This window comes from Paraburkholderia sp. J8-2 (assembly GCF_905220195.1).
Classification (GTDB): Bacteria; Pseudomonadota; Gammaproteobacteria; order Burkholderiales; family Burkholderiaceae; genus Paraburkholderia.
The window spans coordinates 39,367-61,653 of record NZ_CAJMZA010000018.1 but is presented as its reverse complement, the minus strand read 5'-3'; the positions used below and the strand labels follow the sequence as shown (position 1 = coordinate 61,653).

The window sequence follows — 22,287 nt, the reverse complement described above, 5'->3', positions numbered from 1 at the left end:
CGCCTGAGCACCAGCGCCGCCCGCCCGGCAACGCAACGTCGCGCGCAAGCGCATGGATTTAGCGCCATTACACGCGGATTTACAGGGTTTTCCATGAGCCCGTATTTCTGAAATTCTCTTGCACTCAAATTCTTTTCTCGCCATTCTTGTCTATGCAAGTCACGCGAGCGAAATAACGTACCCACGGGTCCACAGTACCCACCGACAAAGGAGCATGGTCATGCAGGCGAAGTACACCCGGCTGGCAAAAGCGCTGATCGGCGCAGCACTCGGCGTCACGCTGCTTGGAAGCGGCAGTGCCGGCGCGAAGGAATGGAAAAGCGTGACGATCGCGCTCGACGGCAGCTATGCCCCCTGGAACCTGACGCTGCCCGGCGGCAAACTCGGTGGCTTCGAACCGGAACTGGTCGAAAACTTGTGCGCGCGTGCACAGATCCAGTGCAAGCTCGTCGCTCAGGACTGGGATGGCATGATTCCGGGTCTCCAGGCCGGAAAGTTCGATGTCCTGATGGATGCGATCTCGATCACGCCCGAGCGTGAGAAGATCATCGCCTTCTCGAAGCCCTATGCATCCACGCCGGCAACGTTCGCCGTGTCCGATACGAAGGTTCTGCCCAAGGGCGGCCCGAACACGCCGCCTCTGAAGCTCGACGCCGACTCGCGCAGCAACGCGCCCGCCATCGAGTCGATGCGCCACGCGCTGAAGGGCAAGACCATCGGCATCCAGTCGGGCACTGTCTATACGGGATTCATCAACGCCAACTTCAAGGACGTCGCCTCGGTGCGCGTGTACAAGACCGCGCCCGAGCGAGACCTCGACCTCGCAAACGGCCGCATCGACGCCACCTTCGACGACGTGACGTACTACACCGCCAACTCCGACAAGTCGCCTGTGGTGATTGCCGGCACGATGATCTCCGGTCCGATCTGGGGTCCCGGCGAAGGCCTTGCATTCCGCAAGCAGGACGCCGACCTGAAGGCGAAGTTCGACACCGCGATCGCCGCGGCGCTTGCCGACGGCACCGTGAAGAAACTCGCCCTGAAGTGGTTCAAGACCGACGTGACGCCATAAGCGCCGCATCCAGGCCACGCGCGCGCCACTTCCGGCGCGCGCCTTTGTTTCCCGACCCGCGTGGATCCAAGCCATGTCTCTGTTATCGATCTTCAACACACTCGGCCTCGGGCCGGACGGCTGGGGTAGCGTACTGCTGCTCGGCGCGTTGATGACTGTCGTCCTGACGCTTGCCGCACTCGCGATCGGCGCGGTGTTCGGTGCGCTCATTGCCGCCGCGAAACTCTCGCGCTGGCGCGTGCTGCGCGTATTCGGCGACTTCTACACGACCGTGTTTCGCGGCGTGCCCGAACTGCTCGTCATCTATTTGTTCTACTTCGGCGGCTCCTCGCTCGTCACCACCGTTGGCCAGTGGTTCGGCGCAGACGGTTTCGTCGGCGTGCCGCCCTTCGCCGTTGGCGCGTTCGCGGTCGGCATGATTTCGGGCGCCTATCAGGCCGAGGTCTATCGCGCCGCCGTGCTCGCGGTTGCGCGCGGCGAAATCGAAGCCGCTCGCGCGATAGGCATGCCGACGCTCACGATGTTCCGCCGCATCCTGATCCCGCAGGTGCTGCGCTACGCGCTGCCCGGCATCGGCAACGTCTGGCAACTGAGCCTCAAGGATTCCGCGCTGATATCGGTGACCGGGCTCGCCGAGCTGCTGCGTTCGAGCCAGATCGCGGCGGGCTCGACCCACCAGTACTTCCTCTTCTTCGTCGCCGGCGGCGTGCTGTATCTCGCCATGACGGGCGTGTCGAACCGTGTCTTCGGGCGTGCCGAAGCGATCGTCGGCCGCTCATTCAAGCGCAACTTCGCGCGCAACTGATCACGGAGCGCTCAATCATGACCATCGATTTCGCGTTCCTGCTCGACACCTTGCGCCAGCTCATCGGCGCCGTGCCGACAACGCTGGGCCTTTTCTTCGCCTCGCTCGTGCTGGGCGGCCTGCTCTCGCTCGTGATCGTCACGATGCGGGTGTCGCCGCACTGGCTGCCGAACCGCTTTGCGCGCGCATATATCCTCGTATTTCGCGGCTCCCCGCTGCTGATCCAGATGTTCCTCGTCTATTACGGCCTCGGGCAGTTCGGCGTGATTCGCGAGAGCTTTCTGTGGCCGGTGCTGCGCGAACCCTATGTTTGCGCCGTCCTGTCGCTCGCGCTGTGCACGGCGGGCTATACGGCCGAGATCATTCGCGGCGGCCTCATGGCCGTGCCCGTCGGGCAGATCGAAGCCGGCTACTCGATCGGCCTTTCCGGTTTCGCCCTGCTGCGCCGCGTGATCGGACCCATCGCGCTGCGCCAGTGCCTGCCCGCGTATTCGACGGAAGCCGTGCTGCTCGTCAAGTCGACGGCGCTGGCAAGCCTCGTCACCGTGTGGGAAGTGACGGGAGTCGCGCAGCAGATCATCCAGCAGACCTATCGCACGACCGAGGTGTTCACGTGCGCTGCGCTCATTTACCTGTTCCTGAACTTCGTCGTCGTGCGCGTGATCGGCTTCCTCGAGCAACGGCTCTCGCGCCATCTGCGCGCGGCGCCGCCCGCCGTACGCAAGCCCGCCGCGCCGCTCGAAGCCAGCCGCGCCGTATCGTGACCCGCCGCCCTATCCGGAGAGATTGATGAACCCATCTGCACCCGTTGCACTGTCGGTACGCAACATCCACAAATCGTTCGGCGACCATCACGTCCTTAAGGGCATTTCGCTCGACGCACACGAAGGCGACGTCATTTCGATTCTCGGCGCGAGCGGCTCGGGCAAAAGCACGTTGCTGCGCTGCCTGAACCTGCTCGAGACGCCCGACGACGGTTCGGTCGCGCTCGCGGGCGAAGAGCTCAAGATGAAGCGCCGCCGCGACGGCAAGCTGCATCCGGGCGACCGCCGCCAGGTCGACCGCGTGCGCTCGCAACTCGGCATGGTGTTTCAGAACTTCAACCTGTGGTCGCACATGACCGTGCTCGAGAACCTGATCGAAGGGCCCATGCGCGTGCTCAAGCGCAGCCGCGCCGAGTCGGTCGAAGAAGCCGAAGCGCTGCTCGCCAAGGTCGGTCTCGCGGACAAGCGCGGCTACTATCCGGCGCATCTGTCGGGCGGTCAGCAGCAGCGCGTCGCCATTGCGCGCGCGCTCGCCATGCATCCGAAGGTAATGCTGTTCGACGAGCCGACTTCGGCGCTCGATCCCGAGCTGGTCGGCGAAGTGCTGCGCGTGATGCGCACGCTCGCCGCCGAAGGCCGCACGATGCTCGTCGTCACGCACGAGATGGGTTTCGCGCGCCACGTTTCGAATCGCGTGATGTTCCTGCACCAGGGCCAGGTGGATTCGGACGGCACGCCAGACGAGGTCTTCGGCGAGCTGAAATCCGAACGCTTCCGCCAGTTCGTCTCGAGTCACCAGGATCGCAACGCTCACTGAACCCGCGCAACGCACAAGCTCTCTCATGGCAATCACACGTACCCAGAATCCGCTCGACTGGCGCGAAATCGCCGCCATTGCCGCGGGCGAACCGCTGATGCTCGGCGCGCACGCACAGGCGAGCATTCGCAGCGCCCGTGCCCTCGTCGAACAGATCGTCGCGCGCAGCATCCGCGCCTATGGCGTGAACACGGGCGTCGGCGCGCTGTGCGACGTGGTCGTCTCGCAAGACGAACAGCACGACCTGTCGCACAACATCCTGATGAGCCACGCCGTGGGCGTGGGCGAGCCGCTCGGCGCCGAGGAAACGCGCGCGATCATGGCTGCGGCCATCAACAACTTTGCGCATGGCCATTCGGGCGTGCGGCTCGATGTCGTCGAGCGGCTCGCCGCGCTGCTCGATGCGAATTGCCTGCCCGAAGTGCCCGCGTTCGGCTCCGTCGGCTATCTGAGCCACATGGCGCACATCGCGCTCGTGTGCGTGGGCGCGGGACATGTGCGCTGGAACGGCGAACGCCTGAGCGGCGCACACGCCCTGCAGCGGCTCGGTCTGCAGCCCCTCTCGCTCGAGGCGAAAGAGGGTTTGAGCCTCGTAAACGGCACACCGTGCGTAACCGGACTCGCCGCGCTCGCGCTTCAGCGCGCGGAGCGGCTGCTCGACTGGGCGGACGTCGTCGCCGCGATGAGCTTCGAGAATCTGGGCGGCCAGATCGCGGCGTTCGACACGCATTCGCTCGCGTTTCGCGTGTCGCCGGGCCTCGCGCGTGTCGGCGAGCGCCTGCGCGCAGCGCTCACCGGCAGTTCGCTGCTCGAAAAGTCGCTCGGGCGGCGCACGCAGGACCCGCTCAGCGTGCGCACGATTCCGCACGTGCACGGCGCCGCGCGAGACACGCTCGCCGCGACGGTCGAAGTCGTGAACCGCGAGCTTGCCTCGGTGACCGACAACCCGATCGTTGCGGGCACACCGGAATCGCCGCAGGTGTACTCGCAGGCGCACGCGGTCGGCGCCTCGATCGCCCTGGCGATGGACAGTCTCGCAACCGCGATTGCACAGGTCGCCGCCATGGCCGAACGGCGTCTCGACCGGTTGGTGAACCCGCTCGTGAGCGGCCTGCCGGCCTTCCTCGCTCACGCGAGCGGCACGCGCTCGGGTTTCATGATCGCGCAGTACACGGCCGCCTCGCTCGTCGCGCAAAACCGCCGTGAGGCCGCGCCCGCGAGTCTCGACGGCGGCGTGACCTCGGGGTTGCAGGAAGACCACTTGTGCCATGCGACGCCCGCGGCGCTCAAGGCGCTCACGATCATCGAGAACAGCAACCGGATTCTCGGCATCGAACTGCTCGCCGCGGCGCAAGCCTACGATCTGCAGCCGCTCGATGCGGCGCGTGCGCCGTACACGGACGCGCTCTACGCCAGCGTGCGCGCCGCGCTGCCGACCTATCGCGACGACCGCCCGCTCTCCGACGACATGACGTTTGCGTTTCGCCTCGTGGCCGACGGCGCGCCGCCGCCGCTTCCCGGCCCCGCGCATGAGCGCTCGCCTGGCATCTCGCGGGAGGCGGAACCCGACATGCGCTCCGTGGCGCGCAGTACCGCAGCCCCGGCAAGCAACGACGCGCTGCCCGGCGCGGTCGGCGTCTGAAGCGAGGACAGGCATGCACGCGCCTTCTTCGCTCATCGACACCTCAACGCGTTCCGCTACCGCGCACAAGGTCGCTCCAGCGTATGAGCAGATCAAGCGCTACGTGGTCGATCGCATCACGGACGGGACATGGAAACCCGGTGAGGCCATTCCGTCGGAAACGGAGCTCGTCAAGGAATTCGGCGTCGCGCGAATGACCGTATCGCGCGCGCTGCGCGAACTGTCGGCCGAGCATGTCCTCAAGCGCGTTCAGGGCGCGGGAACGTTCGTCGCGTCGCGCGATGTCGAATCGACCGTCCTCGAGGTGCGCAATATTGCCGACGAAATCGCCGCGCGGGGTCACCGGCACAGCGCACGGGTGCTGACGCTGGAAGCAAGCGCGAACGATCAGGCGCTGGCCGCGCTCGAGCTCAGCGGCGGTTCCGTGTTCCATTCGCGCATCGTTCACTACGAGGAAGACGAAGCGATTCTGTACGAGGACCGCTATGTGAACCCGCATGTGTTTCCCGGATATCTGGCGCAGGATTTCACGCAGGAAACGCCGAATCACTACATGATGCGGCTCGCGCCGGTTCAACGCGCGGAGTTCCGGATCTACGCGCAAAAGCCGGACGCGGACATACGGCGCCATCTTGCGATGAATATCGGCGAGCCCTGCCTGCTGATGTGGCGGCGTACGTGGGTGGGCAGCGCCGTTGCCACGGCTGTCGAGCTTTGGCATCCGTCTTCGCGTTTTCATCTGGTCGGCAAGGTCTCGACATAACGGCGGGGGTCCCGCGCAGCCATCGTCGCCGCGTTGCACAACGTTTAGAATCTCTTCCGATCGGAAACCGTTGGAGCACACGGATGAAACTGCACCAGTTGCGCGTTTTGCTCGCGCTCGCGCAGCACGGCAGCATGCACGAGGCGTCGCGCAGCCTGCACATCTCGCAGCCCGCGCTTTCCAAGGCGATTGCGGAGCTGGAGCGCGAACTGGGCGTGACGCTCATGTCGCGCTCGGTGCGCGGCGTCAGCCTCACGAATTACGGGCGCGCGCTCGCGAAGCGCGCGAGCGTGGTCGAACAGGAATTACGCCACGCGCTCGAAGATATCGAAGGCATGCGCGGCCATGCCGAAGCGCAACTGAACATCGGCTTTTCCGCCGTGGCGTCGAGCGGGCCGCTGCCCGAATCCATCGCGGCGTTTCGCGCGCGCTTTCCGGGCGTGGAGGTGCACGCCTATGAAATGCGGCCGCAACAGATACTCGAAGGGCTGCGCGAAGGCCGCCTCGACCTCGCGCTCATCTCGACGAACAGCGGCCCCAGCACGAGCGCGTTTCAGTGGGAGCCGCTGTTCTCCGTGGGCATGGTGCTCGCCGCGCGCCCCGGCCATCCGCTTGCAGACACGACGCGCCTGCGCGATCTGCTCGAGGCCGACTGGCTCACGCTCGACCCGCTGGACGATCCCGGCAGCCCGCTTGCGAGCCTCATGCGCGTCAACCGCCTCGACATGCCCAAGCGCATCGTGCACAGCGTGTCAAACCTGCTTGGCTTGCAGCTCGCGACCTGCACGGATGTGATCAGCATGTGGTCGGACTTCGTGTTCTACGGCATGAGCGGGCCGCTCGTCCTCAGGCGCGATGCATTGCACACGCTGCCCATTCGCGACGAGTTGCCCGACTTCCATGTGTTCATGGTGTACCGGTCCACGGACCTGATGACCCAGGCGTGCACCGAGTTCAGCAAGGAAATTCGCCATCGTTGCCGCACGATGGTCCCGCCGCGTGCCGCCGCGCTCGGCACAGCGCGTGCGCGCAAAACGGCGGGCAGCGCGGCGAAATCACGTTTGGAACCGTAACGTTGCGGATTGCGCGGCTTGGCCTGCTGAGGCTTAACCTGCTTTAGCCCTGCTTTTAGCCCTGGTTCGCGCCCGCCTCGCGCGCTCGCGCGAGCACATCGAGATTGCCCTCGCCGAAACCGTAGTGGCCGCTGCGCTGCACGACTTCAAAAAAGATCTCGCCGGGATGGCGTTTTGCAAACGTCTGGAAAAAGAGCCGCGGCACGCCGTCTTCGCCAATCTCGCCGTCGATCAGCACGTGACGCTTGCGCAACGCCGCCAGGTCCACGCCGTGGCCGGGCAAACGCGCATCCACGGTGTCGTAGTAAGCGGGCGGCGGCTCGACGAACTCCACGCCATTGGCCACGAGCGCGTCGACGCTCGCGAGGATGTCGTTGCTCGCCAGCGCAATGTGCTGCACGCCTTCGCCGGGATGCTCGGGCAGATAGTCGTGCAATAGCTGCGTGCGCCGCGTGCCTTCCTCGTACACCGGAATGCGCAGCTCGCCGTCGGGCGATACCATCACGCGCGACTCCTCGGACACATGCCAGTTCGCGTTGATCTCGTGAATCTCGCGGAAATGCAGCAGGTCGCGGTAGAAGTCGAGCCATTCCCCAATGCGCCCCTCGCCCACCGTTTGCGTGAGGTGATCGACGCGCGTGAGGCCCGTGCCGCCGTGATCGAGATCGGTATGCGCCGTGGCGACGTCGATGGGCCGGAAGTCGATGTCGAAGATCGAAATGTCGCCCACGCCCCCGCGCTGGCCGCCGCGTCCGCGCCAGCGGTCGATGAAATAGAGGTGCGAATCGCCAATGCCCTGGATCGCGGGAATGTGCAGCTCCGCAGGCCCGAGGCGCTCGCCTTCGAACGCCCACGCGCCGAGCGAGATCGCGTGCTTGAACGCGCGCTTCGCATTGTCGACGCGCACGCCGATCGCGCAGATGCCCATGCCGTACTCCTGCGCGTAACGCGCGGCGAACGAGTCGGGCTCGGCGTTCAGCAGGAAATTCATCTCGCCCTGCCGGTAGAGCGTGACCGCCTTGCTCACATGGCGCGCGATCGCCTTGAAGCCTAACTGCTCGAAGCGGCGGCCGAGTTCGGCCGGCTCGGGCGCGGCGAACTCGACGAATTCGAGGCCGGCCATGCCGAGCGGATTGTCCGCCTGCGGCGGAGGATTAGAGGGGCTGGACATGCAATAGGCTCCTGACGCAAGCGCTGAAACGGGCACTTCGCCGGCACGGACGGGCGAAGCAGCGCGATTTTAACCATTTCGTTCATTTTGACGAAGACCGTCGTATGCGGGCGGTCCACGCGCCATCTCGGTGCAAACCCGCAAAGCGTTCGATAATCGCACGCACTTGGGCGATAATCGCGCAAAACGGCGCCGCCACGCATTGCCGGATAGCGTGGGCCGCCCTATGCTGCGACTCACGTTTAGCGCATACCGCAGCATGGCACATGCGCAAAAGTCTGGAGACAACTGATGACCCCAAGCCTCGACACCACCGGCTCGCCCGACACCGCCCCTCTTTCGCCGTCGCGCAGCCAGGCCCGCAAGGCGGCGCTCGGCAGCTTTGTCGGCGCGGTAGTCGACTGGTACGACTTCCTGCTCTACGGCATTGTCGCCGCGCTGGTTTTCAACGGGGCGTTCTTCCCTCAGGTCAGCAAATCGACGGGCACCCTCGCCGCCTTTGCGACTTTCGGCGTGGGCTTCCTGTTCCGCCCGCTCGGCGGGATCGTGTTCGGCCACTTCGGCGACCGGCTCGGACGCAAACGCATGCTCGTGATCACCGTGATGATGATGGGCCTGTCCACCGTGGCCATCGGCCTGCTGCCGACCTACGCGACGATCGGCTTGTGGGCGCCCGCGCTGCTCGTCGCGTTCCGCGCGCTGCAAGGCTTCGCGGTCGGCGGCGAATGGGGCGGCGCTGCGCTCATGGCCGTGGAAAGCGCGCCGCGCGGCAAGAAGGCGTTCTACAGCAGCGGCGTGCAGGTCGGCTACGGCGTGGGCCTCGTGCTCGCCACGGGCATTGTCGCGATCCTGAGCCACCTGCTCGGCGAGGCGTCGTTCCGCTCGTGGGGCTGGCGCCTGCCGTTCGTGTTCAGCGTCGTGCTCGTGCTGATCGGCCTCTGGGTGCGCTCGAGCATGGACGAGTCGCGCGAGTTCGTCGAAAAGGTCGAGCACGGTCATCGCAAGCTCAAGATGCCGGTGATCGAGGCGCTCACGCGTCACCCGAAGGCCTTCCTCTATATCGTCGCGCTGCGTCTGGCCGAACTCTTCACGATGTATATCGTGACCGCTTTCGCGCTGAGCTATTCGACGAGCAACCTCGGCATGTCGCGCGATCTCTTTCTCGGCATCGGCCTCTTCGTGGGCGCGCTCAGCTGCGTGACGATCCCCTGCTTCGCGTGGCTCGCCGACCGCCTCGGGCTGCGCCGCATCTATCTGATCGGCGCGGTCATCGGCTTGCTGAGCGCCGTGCCGTTCTTCCTCGCGCTCGAAGCGCGCTCCACGGTCTGGATCGTGATCTTCTCGGTGATGCTCGCGAACATCGCCCACGACATGGTCGTGAGCGTACAGCAGCCGCTCTTCACCGAACTGTTCGGCGCGGAGTACCGCTACAGCGGCGCAGGCGTGGGCTACCAGTTCGCGAGCGTGGTGGGCGGCGGCTTCACGCCGTTCATCGCGGTGGCGCTGGTGGGCGTTGGCGGCGGTTCGTGGCACCTCGTGGCCGCGTATCTGGCGATTGGCTGCCTGATCTCGCTGATCGTGGCGGCGCGCATGAAGCCGGCGTGAGCGCGCGCGCATCGAAGGCTGGCGAGCCGCAGGCGTTTGGCGCCTGCGGCTTTTTCCATTGATTTGGCAACTTGCGGCAGAGGGTCTTGTTCGCCGATGAAGAAACCGCCACTGGACCCGCGCGACTGGATTGCGGGGCTTGAAAAAGGCCTCGCGATTCTCGAAGCCTTTGACAGCGAGCACGCGCGCATGACCCCCACCCAGGCCGCGGAGCGCACGGGCCTCTCGCGCACCGCCGCGCGCCGCTATTTGCTCACGCTCGAATCGCTGGGCTATGTGTACACGGACGGCCGGCTGTACGGCCTCACGCCGCGCGTGTTGCGCGTGGGCTGGTCGTATTTCGATTCGGCGCGCCTGCCGCGCACCGTGCAGCCGTATCTGCAGCAGTTGAGCGCGACGCTCAACGAATCGGCCTATGTGAGCGTGCTCGATGGCTGGGACCTCGTGGTGATCGCGCGCAATGGTGTTTCGCGCGTGATGACCACGGGCTTCGTGCTCGGCGCGCGCGTGCCCGCGCCGCTCATCTCACCCGGTGTGGTGCTGCTCGCGCACGAGGCCGACCAGGAAGCGGTTTCCGCCTGGCTCGATACGGTCGAGCTGACGCCCTTCACGCCGCATACCATCACGAGCGGCGCGCGCCTGCGCGAGAAGATCGGGCGGGCGCGCGTGGATGGCTATGCGCTCATCGAACAGCAGTTGCAGGTGGGCGTGCGCGGCATTGCGGTGCCGCTAAGGAATCGCAACGGCGAAGTGGTCGCCGCGCTCAGCACCAACATGCCGATGGGCGATGAAAGCCCGGAGGCCGCGCTTCAGCGCGTTTTGCCGCATCTGCAGGAAAGCGCGCTCGCCATGCTCAACGTGCTTTGACTGGGGCTAGCGTGCGCTAGCGCTGCGTTGGTGCGCGTCATGTGCGCACCCGCAAGCGCGCGCCGCCGCCGGACGGGTAGCTGTCCGCCTACCCGTAACCCGGCTTCGCCCACTTCTGTTATTCGGCACCATCGCGGCGCAATTGCTTGCGCCCGCAACGGTCCCCTCGCACTTCGACGCTAGAAGTCCACCGCATCGCGAATGATCGGGCACGTCATGCAATGGCCGCCGCCGCGCCCACGCCCGAGCTCCGCGCCCACGATACTCACGACTTCGATGCCAGCCTTGCGCAGCAGCGTGTTCGTATAAGTGTTGCGGTCGTAAGCGAACACGACGCCAGGCGAAGTACAAACCAGGTTCGCGCCGCTGTCCCACTGCGTGCGTTCACGCTGGTAGTCGTTGCCGCCCGCTTCCACCACGCGCATTTTCTTGATGCCGAGCGCGGCGCTCACGACCTCGACGAAGGACTTTTTCTCCTGATGCAACTCCACACCCGCCGGGTGATCGCTGGGCCGGTAGGTAAAGGTGCGAGTGCGCGCGAGGAAATCTGGCGCGATCAGCACGCAATCGCGATCTGCGAACGTGAAAACCGTATCGAGGTGCATGGCCGCGCGAATTTTCGGCATGGCCGCGACGATCACCTGCTCGGCCGCGCCCTTCTTGAACAGCGTGGCAGCGAGCTGGCTGATCGCCTGACGCGACGTGCGCTCGCTCATGCCGATCAGCACGGTCTTGTTGCCGATGGGCATGACATCGCCGCCTTCGAGCGTCGCCATGCCGTGGTCCTCAGTGGGGTCGCCCCACCACACGTTGACCTTGCCTGCGAAGTCCGGATGAAAACGGTAGATCGCCGCCGCCAGGATCGTTTCCTCATGGCGCGCGGGCCAGTACAGCGGATTGAGCGTCACGCCGCCGTAAATCCAGCACGTGGTGTCGCGCGTGTATAGCGTGTTCGGCAACGGCGGCAAAAGATATTCAGTAGAGCCGGCCGCTTCGCGCACGACCTTGAGCGCAGCGCCACCGTGCGATTCGGGGAAGTCGTAGATCGACAGGCCGCCAAGCAAGGTCTCGGCCAGCTTGCGATCTTCGAGTCCTTCCAGATAACTGCGCAGTTCGTCGATGAAACCCAGCCCGACCTGGTTCGGCACGATCTGATTGTCGAGTATCCACTTCTTGCCTTCGGGCACGGCAACGGTTTCGGCGAGCAGGTTGTGCATCTCCACGACCTCTACACCCCGGTCGCGCATCTTCGTGACGAAGTCGAAATGGTCGCGCTTGGCGTTGTCGACCCACAGCACGTCGTCGAACAGCAACTCATCGCAATTGCTCGGCGTGAGACGCGAGTGCGCCATGCCGGGCGCGCACACCATCACCTTGCGCAGCTGGCCGACTTCGGAATACACCCCCAACGCACTGTCTTCCTTCGCCTTGCCCTTGCCCCCCTTCGCGGCCTTTTCTAATTTATCTGCTTTCTCGCTCTTTTCACTCTTCCCACCGCCCTTTGCCTTGGACATATCGATCTCCGCTCGTTCTCATTAGATTGCCATGGCGCCCGTGGCCAGCGCCACGACGCCTACGATCGCCGCGACAGCCGCCACGATGAAAATGACCCAGTCGCTCGTACGCTGAAAAACCTTCAGCTTGCGTTCTCTGCGCGCGAGGAAATACAGCACGGTGCCAGGCGCATAAAGAATCGCAGAAAGCAGGATGAACTTGAGCCCCCCGGCAACGATCATGAACAACGTGTAGATCACAGCGACCGCTGCCAGCGCGAGATCGCGCTTGCGCTCTTCGGGCCGCAATTCGTAGCTTTCACCTCGGTTCGAAACCATGAACCCATAGGCCGCGACGAAGAGATACGGAATCAGCGACATCGAACTCGTGAGGTTGAGCATCAGCGAGAACGCATCGCGCGAGAAATACGTGCTGGCCACCAGCAACTGCACGACGATATTGGTGATCCAGAGCGCATTGGCCGGCACGTTGTTGGCGTTTTCGCGTGCGAACACGGCCGGCATGTCCTGATTGCGCGCCGCCGCGAACATCACCTCGGCACAGATGAGGGACCACGCCAGATACGCGCCCAGCACGGAAACAATTAGACCCACGCTCACAAAGATGCCGCCCCACGGTCCGACCACGCTTTCGAGCACGGCCGCCATGGAGGGCTGGCGCATGCCCGCCACGTCAGCGCGCGGCAGCACGGCGAAAGGCAGCATGGAAACGAGCACCATGAGCGCCGTCACGCCCGCGAAGCCGAAGATCGTTGCGCGCCCAACGTCCGCGCGCTCCTTCGCGTAGCGCGAATACACACTCGCACCTTCGATGCCGATGAACACGAACACGGTGACCAGCATCGTCGCGCGAACCTGCTGGATGAGCCCGCCCTCTTGCGCCGCGGACTGGATATTCAGCTGGAAGGTCCCGTACTTGAATACGAACAGGAGAATGACGACGAACACCAGGATCGGGATGACCTTGGCGAACGTCACGATCGTGTTGATGAACGCGGCCTGCTTCACGCCGCGCAGAATGAGAAAGTGAAACAGCCAGATGCCGATCGAAGCCACGACGATCGCTGTAACCGTATTGCCGTCGCCGAAAACCGGGAAAAATGCGCCCAGCGTGGACTTGATCAGCACCCAGTACGAGACGTTGCCAATGCAACTGCCGATCCAGTAACCGAACGCGGAGAGGAAGCCGGGATAGTCGCCGAAGCCCTCTTTGGCGTACATGAACACACCGGCGTCGAGGTTCGGCTTGCGCTCCGCGAGCGACTGAAAGACGCGTGCGAGCGTGTACATGCCCACGCCCGCCACGAGCCACGCAATGGCCGCGCCGACCGGTCCCGTTGCATTGGCGAAGGTTCGCGGCAGAGAAAAGATCCCGGCGCCCACCATGCCCCCGACTACCATCGCGGTCAACTGCACGCGACTCATCTTCTGCTCGGTATCGGCCATCGGTTTCCTCGCTTTGTTCAGAACTTCGCTTTATCGAGAGACCAACCCCACCTGCGTTCACTTCATCGGGTCACGCGCACCGAGTTGTTGCCGAGCAATACACGCACACGGTCGCCCGGCACGAACTGCTGATCCGCATCCTGGACCACCGACATCAGTTGCCCCGAATCCAGGCGCACCACGATTTCAAGGCCCGCGCGCTGTGTGACGCGCTGCTCCACGGCATTGCCCGCCGCGCCGCCCAGCACAGCACCGCCTATGCCCGCCGCAACCGAACCCGTGCCGCGCCCGATGTTGCTGCCTGCTGCGATGCCGCCAAGCGCGCCACCCGTGATTGCGCCAATGCCGGTCGGACCTGGCTGGATGGTGACGGGCCGCACGGATTCGACCGCTCCGAGTTCGACCACGAACACCTGCTGCGCCTGAGCCGGCGTGAAGGTGGAACCTGAAGTGGGCGCCTCGCAGCCGGAAAGCGCAAGCGAGCCAACTACGGAGCCAAGAAGTGCTGCAGCGAGATATCGCATGACATTCCCCTGATGCGGCGCATTGCGGATTCGCCAATTCGTTCGACCTGTTTGCTAACGATTGCATGCACACTCATTAGCGAACATTCAGCCAATACGTGCCCGGCGACGCTCCTTTTGCCATCCATCCTCCGGACACCTGACGAACATTATGGAATACGATTCGCACATGATGCATTCAACGTGACATTCGCTCGAGAATCGTTCAGCAATTCAATGTGGCGCGCATTTTCAATCCGCGATTTCCCGCGCTCGCATTACGACAGATCGAAGATCGGATAAAGGCTCGAACATGAAATCGACGGATGACCAGAAGTTGTCGCTGCCGGTACTCACAGCCATGGTCGTGGGGTCCATGGTCGGCGCGGGCATCTATTCGCTGCCGCGCAACTTCGCGCTCGAAGCGGGCCCGACAGCCGCCGTTGTCTCATGGTGCATTGCGGGAGGCGGCATGTATATGCTGGCCCGCGTCTTCCAGCTGCTTGCGGAAATCCGGCCCGACCTCGACTCCGGCATCTTTGCCTATGCACGCGACGGCTTTGGCGGCTACGCCGGCTTCCTCTCCGCGTTCGGCTACTGGATGGCCGGTTGCTTTGGCAACGTCTCCTATTGGGTGCTGATCAAATCCACGCTCGGCGCATTCGTGCCGGCATTTGGAAACGGCAATACGCCGATTGCCATTGCGGTTTCGTCGGTCGGCATTTGGGCATTTCACTGGATGCTTTTGCGGGGCATTCAGCAGGCCACGCTCATCAATGCGATTCTTACTGTCGTGAAGATTTTGCCGATTTTCGTTTTTATCGGTATTTTGAGTGTCTACGCAAGCGCGGAGCCATTCACGAACAATCTCGCGGAAAGTGCCGGGCGGCTTTCCACGCAGGTTAAAGGGACGATGCTCGTCACGGTATTCGTGTTTCTCGGCATTGAAGGGGCGAGCGTGTATTCGCGCTACGCGAAAAAACGCTCCGACGTGGGCGCTGCCACGATACTCGGCTTCGCCTTCGTGCTGTTGCTGCTCGTGCTCGTCACGCTGCTGCCCTACGCGCATCTCATGCGCGCGGACATCGCGGCCATGCGGCAACCTTCCATGGCGTCGGTACTTGGCGCCGTGATCGGCTCGCCAGGTGCGGTGTTCATTGGCGGAGCGCTCATCGTCTCCGTGCTCGGCGCTTACCTTGCATGGTCGCTGATCTGCGCGGAAGTGCTGTATGCCAGCGCGAAAGCGAACGCCATGCCCGCCATCTTCGCGCGCCGCAACGCGCGGCAGCTTCCCACCGCCGCAATATGGCTCACGAGCAGCGTGGTGCAGGGCTTCGTCATCAGCACGTACTGGTCCACCGACGCGTTCTCGCTCATGCTGCGCCTCACGAGCGCCATGGCGCTCATCCCTTATTTTTTCGTGGCGACCTTCGGGCTCAAGGCGATCCGTGCGCTCCCGGAATCGGCCATGAGTGCGAGAAAGCGCGCACAGAGCTATGCCACAGCGGGCATCGCCACGATTTATACGCTGTTCCTGCTTTACGCTTGCGGGGTGGAACTGCTCGTCATGTCCGCGCTCTTATATGGACCCGGCAGCCTGCTCTACATGTGGGCGCGGCGCGAGCGCGGCCAGGCGCTCTTTTCCCGGCCCGAGTGGTGCGCATTTCTCGTGGTGATGGGCGGCGGACTCGTTGCGATCTTCGGGCTGAGCGCCTCGGCCTGGCGTTAGCCGCTCACCGTTGCGCCTGCCCGCATCCGTCGGTCTCCTGACTGCTTTTCGCCTCACCGCCGCCATTCAAACGTTCCAACGTTCGACAGCGAGGAACCATGCCTATCAGCTACGCGCTCCGCAAGGCGCAACTCGCAGCGGTCGAGCAGCGCGCGATGAAAGTTTCCATTTACGTCGTGTGCCTCGGTTTCGCGGCCAACATCGGCTATGGCTTCTTCGTGCAGTCCGACACGCTGCTGCTGACCGCCATTTTCTATCTGCTCAACCTCGTGAGTTCCGCGCTCGGATTGCTCGCGGCCACCGTGGTCAGCCGGCCCGCGACGACCCGCTTCGAATATGGATATTGGTTTCTCGAGCCGCTCGTGAATGGCATAAACGGACTCATGATGCTGCTCGTTTGCGTGTATGGCCTCGTGAACGGGATTGAGGGGATCCGCTCGGGCGGCCACGTCGTGAATGCACGCGGCGTCATGCTGATCAGCCTCGCGAGTTGCGTGATCTGCCTGGCCATGGTGGTCTATAAAAAACGCGCGGCCGCGCAGATCAATTCCAAGCTGCTCAAAACCGACGGCTGGAAATGGATCATGAAATTCGCGTTCAGTGCGGCCACGCTGCTCGGCTTTTTCGTCTATTCGATCTTGCCCGAAAGCGTTCACTATCTCTGGGCGCGCTATGTCGACAGTGCAATGACCGCGGGGCTGTCGCTGATATTTCTCTCCGCGCCTGTGAAAATCGTGCGCACGAGCTTTGCTGAATTGCTGCACATGAGCCCCGAAGAGAACAATCCGCGCTCGGAGATCGAGAAAACGCTTTCAAAGCTCGAACGCGAGCTTGGCATTCTGCGCCATCACACGCACGTCATCCAGGCGGGCCGGCGTAATTTTGTCGAAATCAGCGTGCTTGTCGGCGCAACGTCCGCGTTAAGCGATCTCGCTTCGCAGGACAGATTGCGCGAACGAATATGGGAAACGCTCAGCACGAATCCGCTGGAGAACCGGCTCACCATGCAGATCACCGCGGACCCGCGTTGGGAAGACGGACGCCAGCCTGGATAACGCGCGCTTCACCAGCGCGCGATCTGCGCGCTCAACCCGGCTACGCGCTCGCGTCGTGCCCTTCAGTACGAAACGGCGTGCCGCATCCGTCCCGGCACCCACTACGATGGCATGCCTGCGCCGCCGCCAGGCAGGATCAGGTCGGCCAAAGTCGCGACGGTTAGCCGCCCAGCTTGATAATGGCCATTGTCAGCAGAATGCCGAGCGCGATCATCGCGATACCTGCCTTCATCGCCCCTGCGCCGGTGTAGCGCCCCAGCGCAAAGCCGGCGATGAAAAGCATCACGAGTGTGAGCACGCGCGAGGCGATGAGCGCCGTTGTCACGTCCTTGACGACGAGAAACGGCAACGCGACGGGAAACGTTCCCAGGACCACAAGCAGAAAAATGCCAAGCGCGCCGACGAAATCCCCTCTCACGAAATTCGCCCGAGGCGGCAGCGTTGGGGCTGCCGCGAGGCGCACGCGGATCCGCTCGAGGTCGGCATCTTCGACGAGCGTAGCCATTTTTTCGGGCAATGCATCGCGCAGCGCCCGTACGGCAACCGACGGGTCCTGCTCGCGCTTGACGGTCTGCGCGAGTTGCAGACGCTGCCCCCGATCGGCGAGCGTTCGTACGAGATACATCACGGCGTCGGCGAGGCCCCACGCAAGATTGCACCCGAGCGCGGCGAAGAACATCTTGTACCCCTCGTCTTCGCCCGCGGTGACCGCCTTGACGGCGCCGACGAACGTCAATGCCATGAACAGACCAAAACATATTTCGCAGACACGGTCGACGGTATTGAGAATCGGCTCGCGCTGTTCGGGCTCGGCGCGTCCGGCCGGCATGATCGTGCTCATATGGCCTCGAATCGAAATAGGCAACGCGACGTTGCGCTAGCTGCCAACGGGAGATGTTGCTACGAGAAGTATATGAAACAGTCGGCAGTTCGGTACCCCGATCTTGATGGACCGGGAACGCCGGGGCCATCGGTGGAGGCCCGCGACCGTCTGGATGCGGCCGCGCCGTCCATGGCATGCAGAGTAGACGTTCGCAAGCACGTCACGCTCTGCCATATGACGGTTGTGCGTCATGCGGGTCCCACGGGGTGCTTTCTTCAGTCCTGCATTAAGCCAATAGAGAAAATCCCCGCACGCGGCCAGCGTCTCCGCCACCCCTCAAGATCGGGACTCCTTTAGATCGTCGATACGCTGTCGATAGCTGCGCAGCAAGCAGGCCTTATCGCTACACGCATTGCGAACATCGCGAAGCCATGTCCGTTGCTCCGCTCGCAACCGCGCCTTGTTTGCCGACACACTGACCCGTTGGTTATAGATTTCAGTGAGCCTCTTGTCGACACGGGAAAGCTCGGCGTCCCCGCAAACAAGCTGTGCCTGAATGGATATGAGCTTGCTGCAATCGAGACTGCTCATCAACGCGGCCTTTGCATCCGGTTGTGCTTCCAGCCGCCCTGGCTTGCAGAGCCCCTGAAGCGACTGGCATGCGCCATCGCGCCGAACCCATGCCATGTCTTGCGCACCGTATTGCTTGACGAAACGATTGATGGCAGCGTGACTGACGCCCCTTTGCATGGCGTTCGCGGCGATTATTTCGTTGCAAAGCGAGTCTTCGGCATAGGTTTGCCCCGCTTTCCGATAGCAACTATGAAACCCGAGCAGACCGCTGCCAAGGACACTTCGGCGTTCGCCTGAGGCAAAGAGGATGGAAGCACAGGCGGACGCACACCTGGCGTCGCTCGGAACCAGCGTGTGGACGCGCACTTTGTCCATGGCATCGACGACACGGAATGCCGCTTCAACATTTCCCCCTGGACTGCTTAAAACGAATACGACCAGTCCATCACCATCGCGGTCGGCCCTGCTCGCAAACGCTCGAAATTTCCGGGCATCGCCGTCCTCGATCCTCCCCTCCCCGATGATCATCTTCAGCTTGAGCTGGGGTTGGTAATAGATACGGAAGTCCATCCCACGCGCAAAGCCGGGAAGCATCGGAGCAACCAGACACATCCAGAAAAGAAGCCGCCAGATCAAGCTTCGTGTCGCGGTCTGCCTTGCTTCCAGAGAACGCATCGGGCTCTCCCGTGTGCGAGAAGTCGTCCAGCCATCACCCGACGCGACAGTGGATAGCCAACATTGCACGCTGGCAGCTACCCCTCAGGCCTGTCCACTTCTCAACTACGTCTACGATACCGCGGCTCTTGTTTCAGTCCACCAAAGCAGTCTCATCCGCTGTGGCGCTTAAAGGGTTCGGCCGAACCGCGCCATCGCGCCCCAAGCCGTACTGTTCAGCGTCTTCACAACTGTACCGGTACTGTACCGCGCACTGTCGATAAACTGATCTCCATCGAATCTGCCTTCTCTTTCCGGAGCCCCTCCCATCATGCTGCCCGAAATGCTCAGTGCGCTGCCCGCCGGCATGCTCTTCGTCGTGGTCACGACCATCACGCCCGGCCCCAATAACACCATGTTGCTCGCTTCCGGCGTCAACTTCGGCTTTCGCCGCACGGTGCCGCACATTCTCGGCATTAGTGCAGGCGTGGTCGTGCTCATGCTCTCGGTGGGTTTCGGGCTTGGTCAGGTGTTCCGGCATATTCCGTCGCTCTATGTCGTGCTGGAAGTCGCGAGCATTGCGTACCTGCTGTATCTCGCGTGGAAGATCGGTACCTCTGGCGACCTCAAGGTAAAGAGCGGCGAGCACCGGCCCATGCGCTTTCACGAAGCCATCGCGTTCCAGTGGGTCAATCCCAAGGCGTGGATGATGGTGCTCACGGCCGCCACCACGATCCGCCTTTCTGCGAACTTCGGCACCAATACGATGGCGATGGCCTTCCTGTTCTACGTGATCGGCCTGCCGTGCATCTGCATCTGGGCCGCGTTCGGCACGAGCATGCGGCGTTTTCTCTCGAACCCGCGGCGGCTGCGCCTGTTCAACGTCGCCATGGCGCTCTCGCTGATCGTTTCGCTGTATCCGATGTTCGCGCACCTGCTGCAGCGCTAATACGACCCGCCGCCTTTCGATGTAAACGCCGGTTCAACCGCTACAATCGCAACCGGGAAACATGGGCGGCGGAGTCACACTTTGTCTGAGTTTGAAGCGGGTTTTATTCTCACCCGCCATTGGCGCGATACGGGCGAACACACCGAGGTCGACTTCTGGCTCGCGACCGACGCGGGGCCGCGCCAGTTGCGCCTGCGCCCCCAGCCCTCTGTGGCATTCGTGCCGGCCTCGCAGCAAGCTGCGGCCCGCGCCGCACTAAAGGGCGACGCACGCACCGAATTTCGCCCGCTCAATCTGTGCGACTTCCAGCACCGTCCGGTGCTTGGGCTCTACTCGCCGCAATATCGCGCCCTCGCGGGGCATGCGAAACGCCTCGCCAAAGCGGGCGTCGACGTCTACGAAGCCGACATCCAGCCGCCGGACCGCTACATGATGGAGCGCTTCATCACCGCGCCCGTGCTGTTTCGCGGCGACACCGTCGACTTCAGCGCAAGCGGCGTGCTGCTCGACGGCGAGATGAAACCCGCCAACGGCTATCGCCCGCGCCTGAAACTCGTGTCGCTCGACATCGAAACGAGCGCACAGGGCGAGTTGTATTCCATTGCGCTCGAAGGCTGCGGACAACGCCAGGTCTACATGCTCGGCCCTGCAAACGGCGACGCGAGCCAGATCGATTTCGATTTCGAATACTGCGAAAGCCGCGCGCAAATGCTCGAACGCCTGAACGCGTGGATGGCACAGCACGACCCCGACGCCATCATCGGCTGGAATCTCGTGCAGTTCGATTTGCGCGTGTTGCACGCGCACGCGCAGCAAACCGGCGTGCCTCTGCGACTTGGGCGTGGCGGCGAGGTCATGGAGTGGCGCGAGCACGGCATTCGCGAGAATCACTTCTTCGCAGGCGCAGCGGGCCGCCTCATCATCGACGGCATCGAGGCGCTGCGCTCGGCCACCTGGAGCTTTCCGTCGTTCAGCCTCGAATACGTCGCGCAGGCGTTGCTCGGTGAAGGCAAGTCCATCGACAACCCGTATCAGCGCATGGACGAGATCCAGCGCCGCTTCGACGAAGACAAACCCGCGCTGGCTCGCTACAACCTCAAGGACTGCGAACTGGTCACGCGTGTGTTCGAGAAAACCGAGCTGATCGCCTTTTTGCTCGAACGCGCGTCCGTCACGGGGCTGCCCGTGGATCGCAGCGGTGGTTCGGTCGCCGCGTTCACGCACCTGTATCTGCCCAAGATGCACAGGCTCGGCTATGTGGCGCCTAACATCGGCGACGTGGTGGGCGAAAACAGCCCAGGCGGCTTCGTCATGGACTCGCGCCCCGGCATCTACGACTCGGTGCTCGTGCTCGACTACAAGAGCCTCTACCCGTCGATCATCCGCACGTTTCTGATCGATCCCGTCGGACTCATCGAAGGTTTGAGCGATCCCGCCGACGATGTGTCCGTGCCCGGCTTTCTTGGTGCGCGCTTTTCCCGCGAGAAGCACTGTCTGCCGGAAATCGTGCGCCAGGTGTGGGAAGAGCGAGAAAACGCGAAGCGGCACCACAACGCCCCGCTCTCGCAGGCGCTCAAGATCATCATGAACGCCTTCTACGGCGTGCTCGGCTCAACCGGTTGCCGTTTCTTCGACCCGCGCCTCGCCTCCTCGATTACGATGCGCGGGCACGAGATCATGCGCAGAACGCGTCAACTCATCGAGTCGCAGGGCTACGACGTGATCTACGGCGACACCGACTCGACCTTCGTCTGGCTCAAGCACGCGTACAGCGAAGCCGACGCCACGCGCACCGGCAAGCAGCTCGTCGAGCACGTCAATGCATGGTGGAAGGCCGAACTGCGGGAACGCTTCGGTCTCCAAAGCGCCCTGGAATTGCAGTTCGAACGCCATTACTCGCGCTTTCTCATGCCCACGGTGCGCGGCGCGGAAGAAGGCAGTAAAAAGCGCTACGCCGGGCTCACGCTTGCGAAGAGCGGCGGCGAAGAAGTCGTGTTCAAGGGCCTCGAAACCGTGCGCACCGACTGGACGCCGCTCGCACAGGAGTTCCAGCGCGAACTGTACCGGCGCATTTTCCAGCGCGAGCCCTATGTGGAGTACATCCGCGACTACGTGCGGCGCACGCTCAATGGCGAACTGGACGACCAACTCGTCTACCGCAAGCGCTTGCGCCGGCCGCTCGTCGAGTACCAGCGCAACGTGCCGCCGCACGTGCGGGCCGCGCGCGTCGCGGACGAGTTCAATCGCGCGAAAGGCCGTCCGCTCCAGTATCAGAACGGCGGCTGGATCAGCTACGTGATGACGACGGCCGGGCCCGAGCCGCTCGAAACGCTGAGCTCGCCGCTCGACTACGCATTCTATGTGAGCCGCCAGCTACAGCCGGTCGCGGACGCGATTCTGCCGTTCCTGCGCGAGGATTTCGACACGCTGATGTCGGGGCAGCAGAGCTTGTTCTGAACACG

The 22,287-nt window shown here is 63.5% G+C and carries 19 protein-coding genes; 13 read left to right on the top strand and 6 right to left on the bottom strand.

Going from position 1 to position 22,287, the window contains the following annotated elements; all coding sequences use genetic code 11:
- The first annotated feature begins 220 nt into the window (after positions 1 to 220).
- The 7 genes from U5A52_RS29260 (at position 221) to U5A52_RS29230 (ending at position 6,936) form a co-directional block, all read left to right on the top strand.
- Positions 221 to 1,072 carry a transporter substrate-binding domain-containing protein gene (locus tag U5A52_RS29260; RefSeq protein WP_321915438.1) on the top strand — a complete coding sequence of 284 codons (852 nt, stop codon included), beginning with the start codon at positions 221 to 223 and terminating at the stop codon, positions 1,070 to 1,072.
- Between the two features lie 73 nt (positions 1,073 to 1,145).
- Positions 1,146 to 1,877: an ABC transporter permease gene (locus U5A52_RS29255; RefSeq protein ID WP_321915439.1), complete on the top strand. Its 732-nt coding sequence runs from the start codon at positions 1,146 to 1,148 to the stop codon at positions 1,875 to 1,877.
- Between the two features lie 17 nt (positions 1,878 to 1,894).
- Positions 1,895 to 2,641, top strand: coding sequence for an ABC transporter permease (locus tag U5A52_RS29250; protein WP_321915440.1), 747 nt, complete (start codon positions 1,895 to 1,897; stop codon positions 2,639 to 2,641).
- A 25-nt stretch (positions 2,642 to 2,666) separates the two neighbouring features.
- Complete coding sequence (locus U5A52_RS29245; protein ID WP_321915441.1) at positions 2,667 to 3,458, top strand: ABC transporter ATP-binding protein; 792 nt, start codon at positions 2,667 to 2,669, stop codon at positions 3,456 to 3,458.
- A gap of 25 nt (positions 3,459 to 3,483) precedes the next feature.
- Positions 3,484 to 5,100 (top strand): histidine ammonia-lyase, encoded by a 1,617-nt coding sequence (locus U5A52_RS29240; RefSeq protein WP_321915442.1) that lies wholly within the window; start codon positions 3,484 to 3,486, stop codon positions 5,098 to 5,100.
- Between the two features lie 13 nt (positions 5,101 to 5,113).
- Entirely contained in the window at positions 5,114 to 5,863 is a 750-nt protein-coding gene (hutC, locus tag U5A52_RS29235) for a histidine utilization repressor (RefSeq protein ID WP_321915443.1), read from the top strand.
- 83 nt (positions 5,864 to 5,946) lie between these two features.
- Positions 5,947 to 6,936, top strand: coding sequence for a LysR substrate-binding domain-containing protein (locus tag U5A52_RS29230; protein ID WP_321915444.1), 990 nt, complete (start codon positions 5,947 to 5,949; stop codon positions 6,934 to 6,936).
- Positions 6,937 to 6,991: 55 nt separating this feature from the next.
- On the opposite strand, the gene U5A52_RS29225 is transcribed toward U5A52_RS29230, so the two are convergent.
- A complete protein-coding gene (locus U5A52_RS29225; protein ID WP_321937161.1) occupies positions 6,992 to 8,107 on the bottom strand; it encodes a 4-hydroxyphenylpyruvate dioxygenase family protein in 1,116 nt (371 codons plus the stop codon).
- Between the two features lie 291 nt (positions 8,108 to 8,398).
- On the opposite strand from U5A52_RS29225, the gene shiA reads away from it, so the two are divergent.
- Together shiA and U5A52_RS29215 are read left to right on the top strand one after the other, a co-directional pair.
- Entirely contained in the window at positions 8,399 to 9,712 is a 1,314-nt protein-coding gene (gene shiA / locus U5A52_RS29220) for a shikimate transporter (protein WP_321915446.1), read from the top strand.
- A gap of 96 nt (positions 9,713 to 9,808) precedes the next feature.
- The gene (locus tag U5A52_RS29215) at positions 9,809 to 10,579 is read left to right on the top strand and encodes an IclR family transcriptional regulator domain-containing protein (protein WP_321915447.1); all 771 of its coding nucleotides are present in this window, start codon (positions 9,809 to 9,811) and stop codon (positions 10,577 to 10,579) included.
- Positions 10,580 to 10,758: 179 nt separating this feature from the next.
- Here the strand turns inward: U5A52_RS29215 and U5A52_RS29210 are convergent, their stop codons facing one another.
- The 3 genes from U5A52_RS29210 to U5A52_RS29200 all read right to left on the bottom strand — a co-directional run bounded on the left by U5A52_RS29210 (position 10,759) and on the right by U5A52_RS29200 (position 14,063).
- Positions 10,759 to 11,949, bottom strand: a complete 1,191-nt coding sequence (locus tag U5A52_RS29210) for an arginine deiminase (protein WP_233271811.1) — start codon at positions 11,947 to 11,949, stop codon at positions 10,759 to 10,761.
- A gap of 165 nt (positions 11,950 to 12,114) precedes the next feature.
- Positions 12,115 to 13,539 carry a basic amino acid/polyamine antiporter gene (locus U5A52_RS29205; protein ID WP_321915449.1) on the bottom strand — a complete coding sequence of 475 codons (1,425 nt, stop codon included), beginning with the start codon at positions 13,537 to 13,539 and terminating at the stop codon, positions 12,115 to 12,117.
- A gap of 62 nt (positions 13,540 to 13,601) precedes the next feature.
- The gene (locus U5A52_RS29200) at positions 13,602 to 14,063 is read right to left on the bottom strand and encodes a hypothetical protein (RefSeq protein WP_321915450.1); all 462 of its coding nucleotides are present in this window, start codon (positions 14,061 to 14,063) and stop codon (positions 13,602 to 13,604) included.
- 292 nt (positions 14,064 to 14,355) lie between these two features.
- Here U5A52_RS29200 and U5A52_RS29195 point away from each other — a divergent pair, with 292 nt between their 5' ends.
- Both U5A52_RS29195 and U5A52_RS29190 read left to right on the top strand, forming a co-directional pair.
- A complete protein-coding gene (locus tag U5A52_RS29195; RefSeq protein WP_321937160.1) occupies positions 14,356 to 15,771 on the top strand; it encodes a basic amino acid/polyamine antiporter in 1,416 nt (471 codons plus the stop codon).
- A gap of 98 nt (positions 15,772 to 15,869) precedes the next feature.
- Positions 15,870 to 16,826, top strand: coding sequence for a cation diffusion facilitator family transporter (locus U5A52_RS29190; protein WP_321915452.1), 957 nt, complete (start codon positions 15,870 to 15,872; stop codon positions 16,824 to 16,826).
- 160 nt (positions 16,827 to 16,986) lie between these two features.
- Here U5A52_RS29190 and U5A52_RS29185 read toward each other — a convergent pair whose 3' ends face one another.
- On the bottom strand, positions 16,987 to 17,667 hold the full coding sequence (locus U5A52_RS29185; RefSeq protein ID WP_321915453.1) for a VIT1/CCC1 transporter family protein: 681 nt from the start codon (positions 17,665 to 17,667) through the stop codon (positions 16,987 to 16,989).
- Positions 17,668 to 17,985: 318 nt separating this feature from the next.
- Entirely contained in the window at positions 17,986 to 18,897 is a 912-nt protein-coding gene (locus U5A52_RS29180) for a lysozyme inhibitor LprI family protein (RefSeq protein WP_321937158.1), read from the bottom strand.
- A 310-nt stretch (positions 18,898 to 19,207) separates the two neighbouring features.
- On the opposite strand from U5A52_RS29180, the gene U5A52_RS29175 reads away from it, so the two are divergent.
- Both U5A52_RS29175 and U5A52_RS29170 read left to right on the top strand, forming a co-directional pair.
- Positions 19,208 to 19,825 (top strand): LysE family translocator, encoded by a 618-nt coding sequence (locus U5A52_RS29175; RefSeq protein WP_321915455.1) that lies wholly within the window; start codon positions 19,208 to 19,210, stop codon positions 19,823 to 19,825.
- Between the two features lie 81 nt (positions 19,826 to 19,906).
- The gene (locus U5A52_RS29170) at positions 19,907 to 22,282 is read left to right on the top strand and encodes a DNA polymerase II (protein WP_321937156.1); all 2,376 of its coding nucleotides are present in this window, start codon (positions 19,907 to 19,909) and stop codon (positions 22,280 to 22,282) included.
- Positions 22,283 to 22,287: the final 5 nt, after the last annotated feature.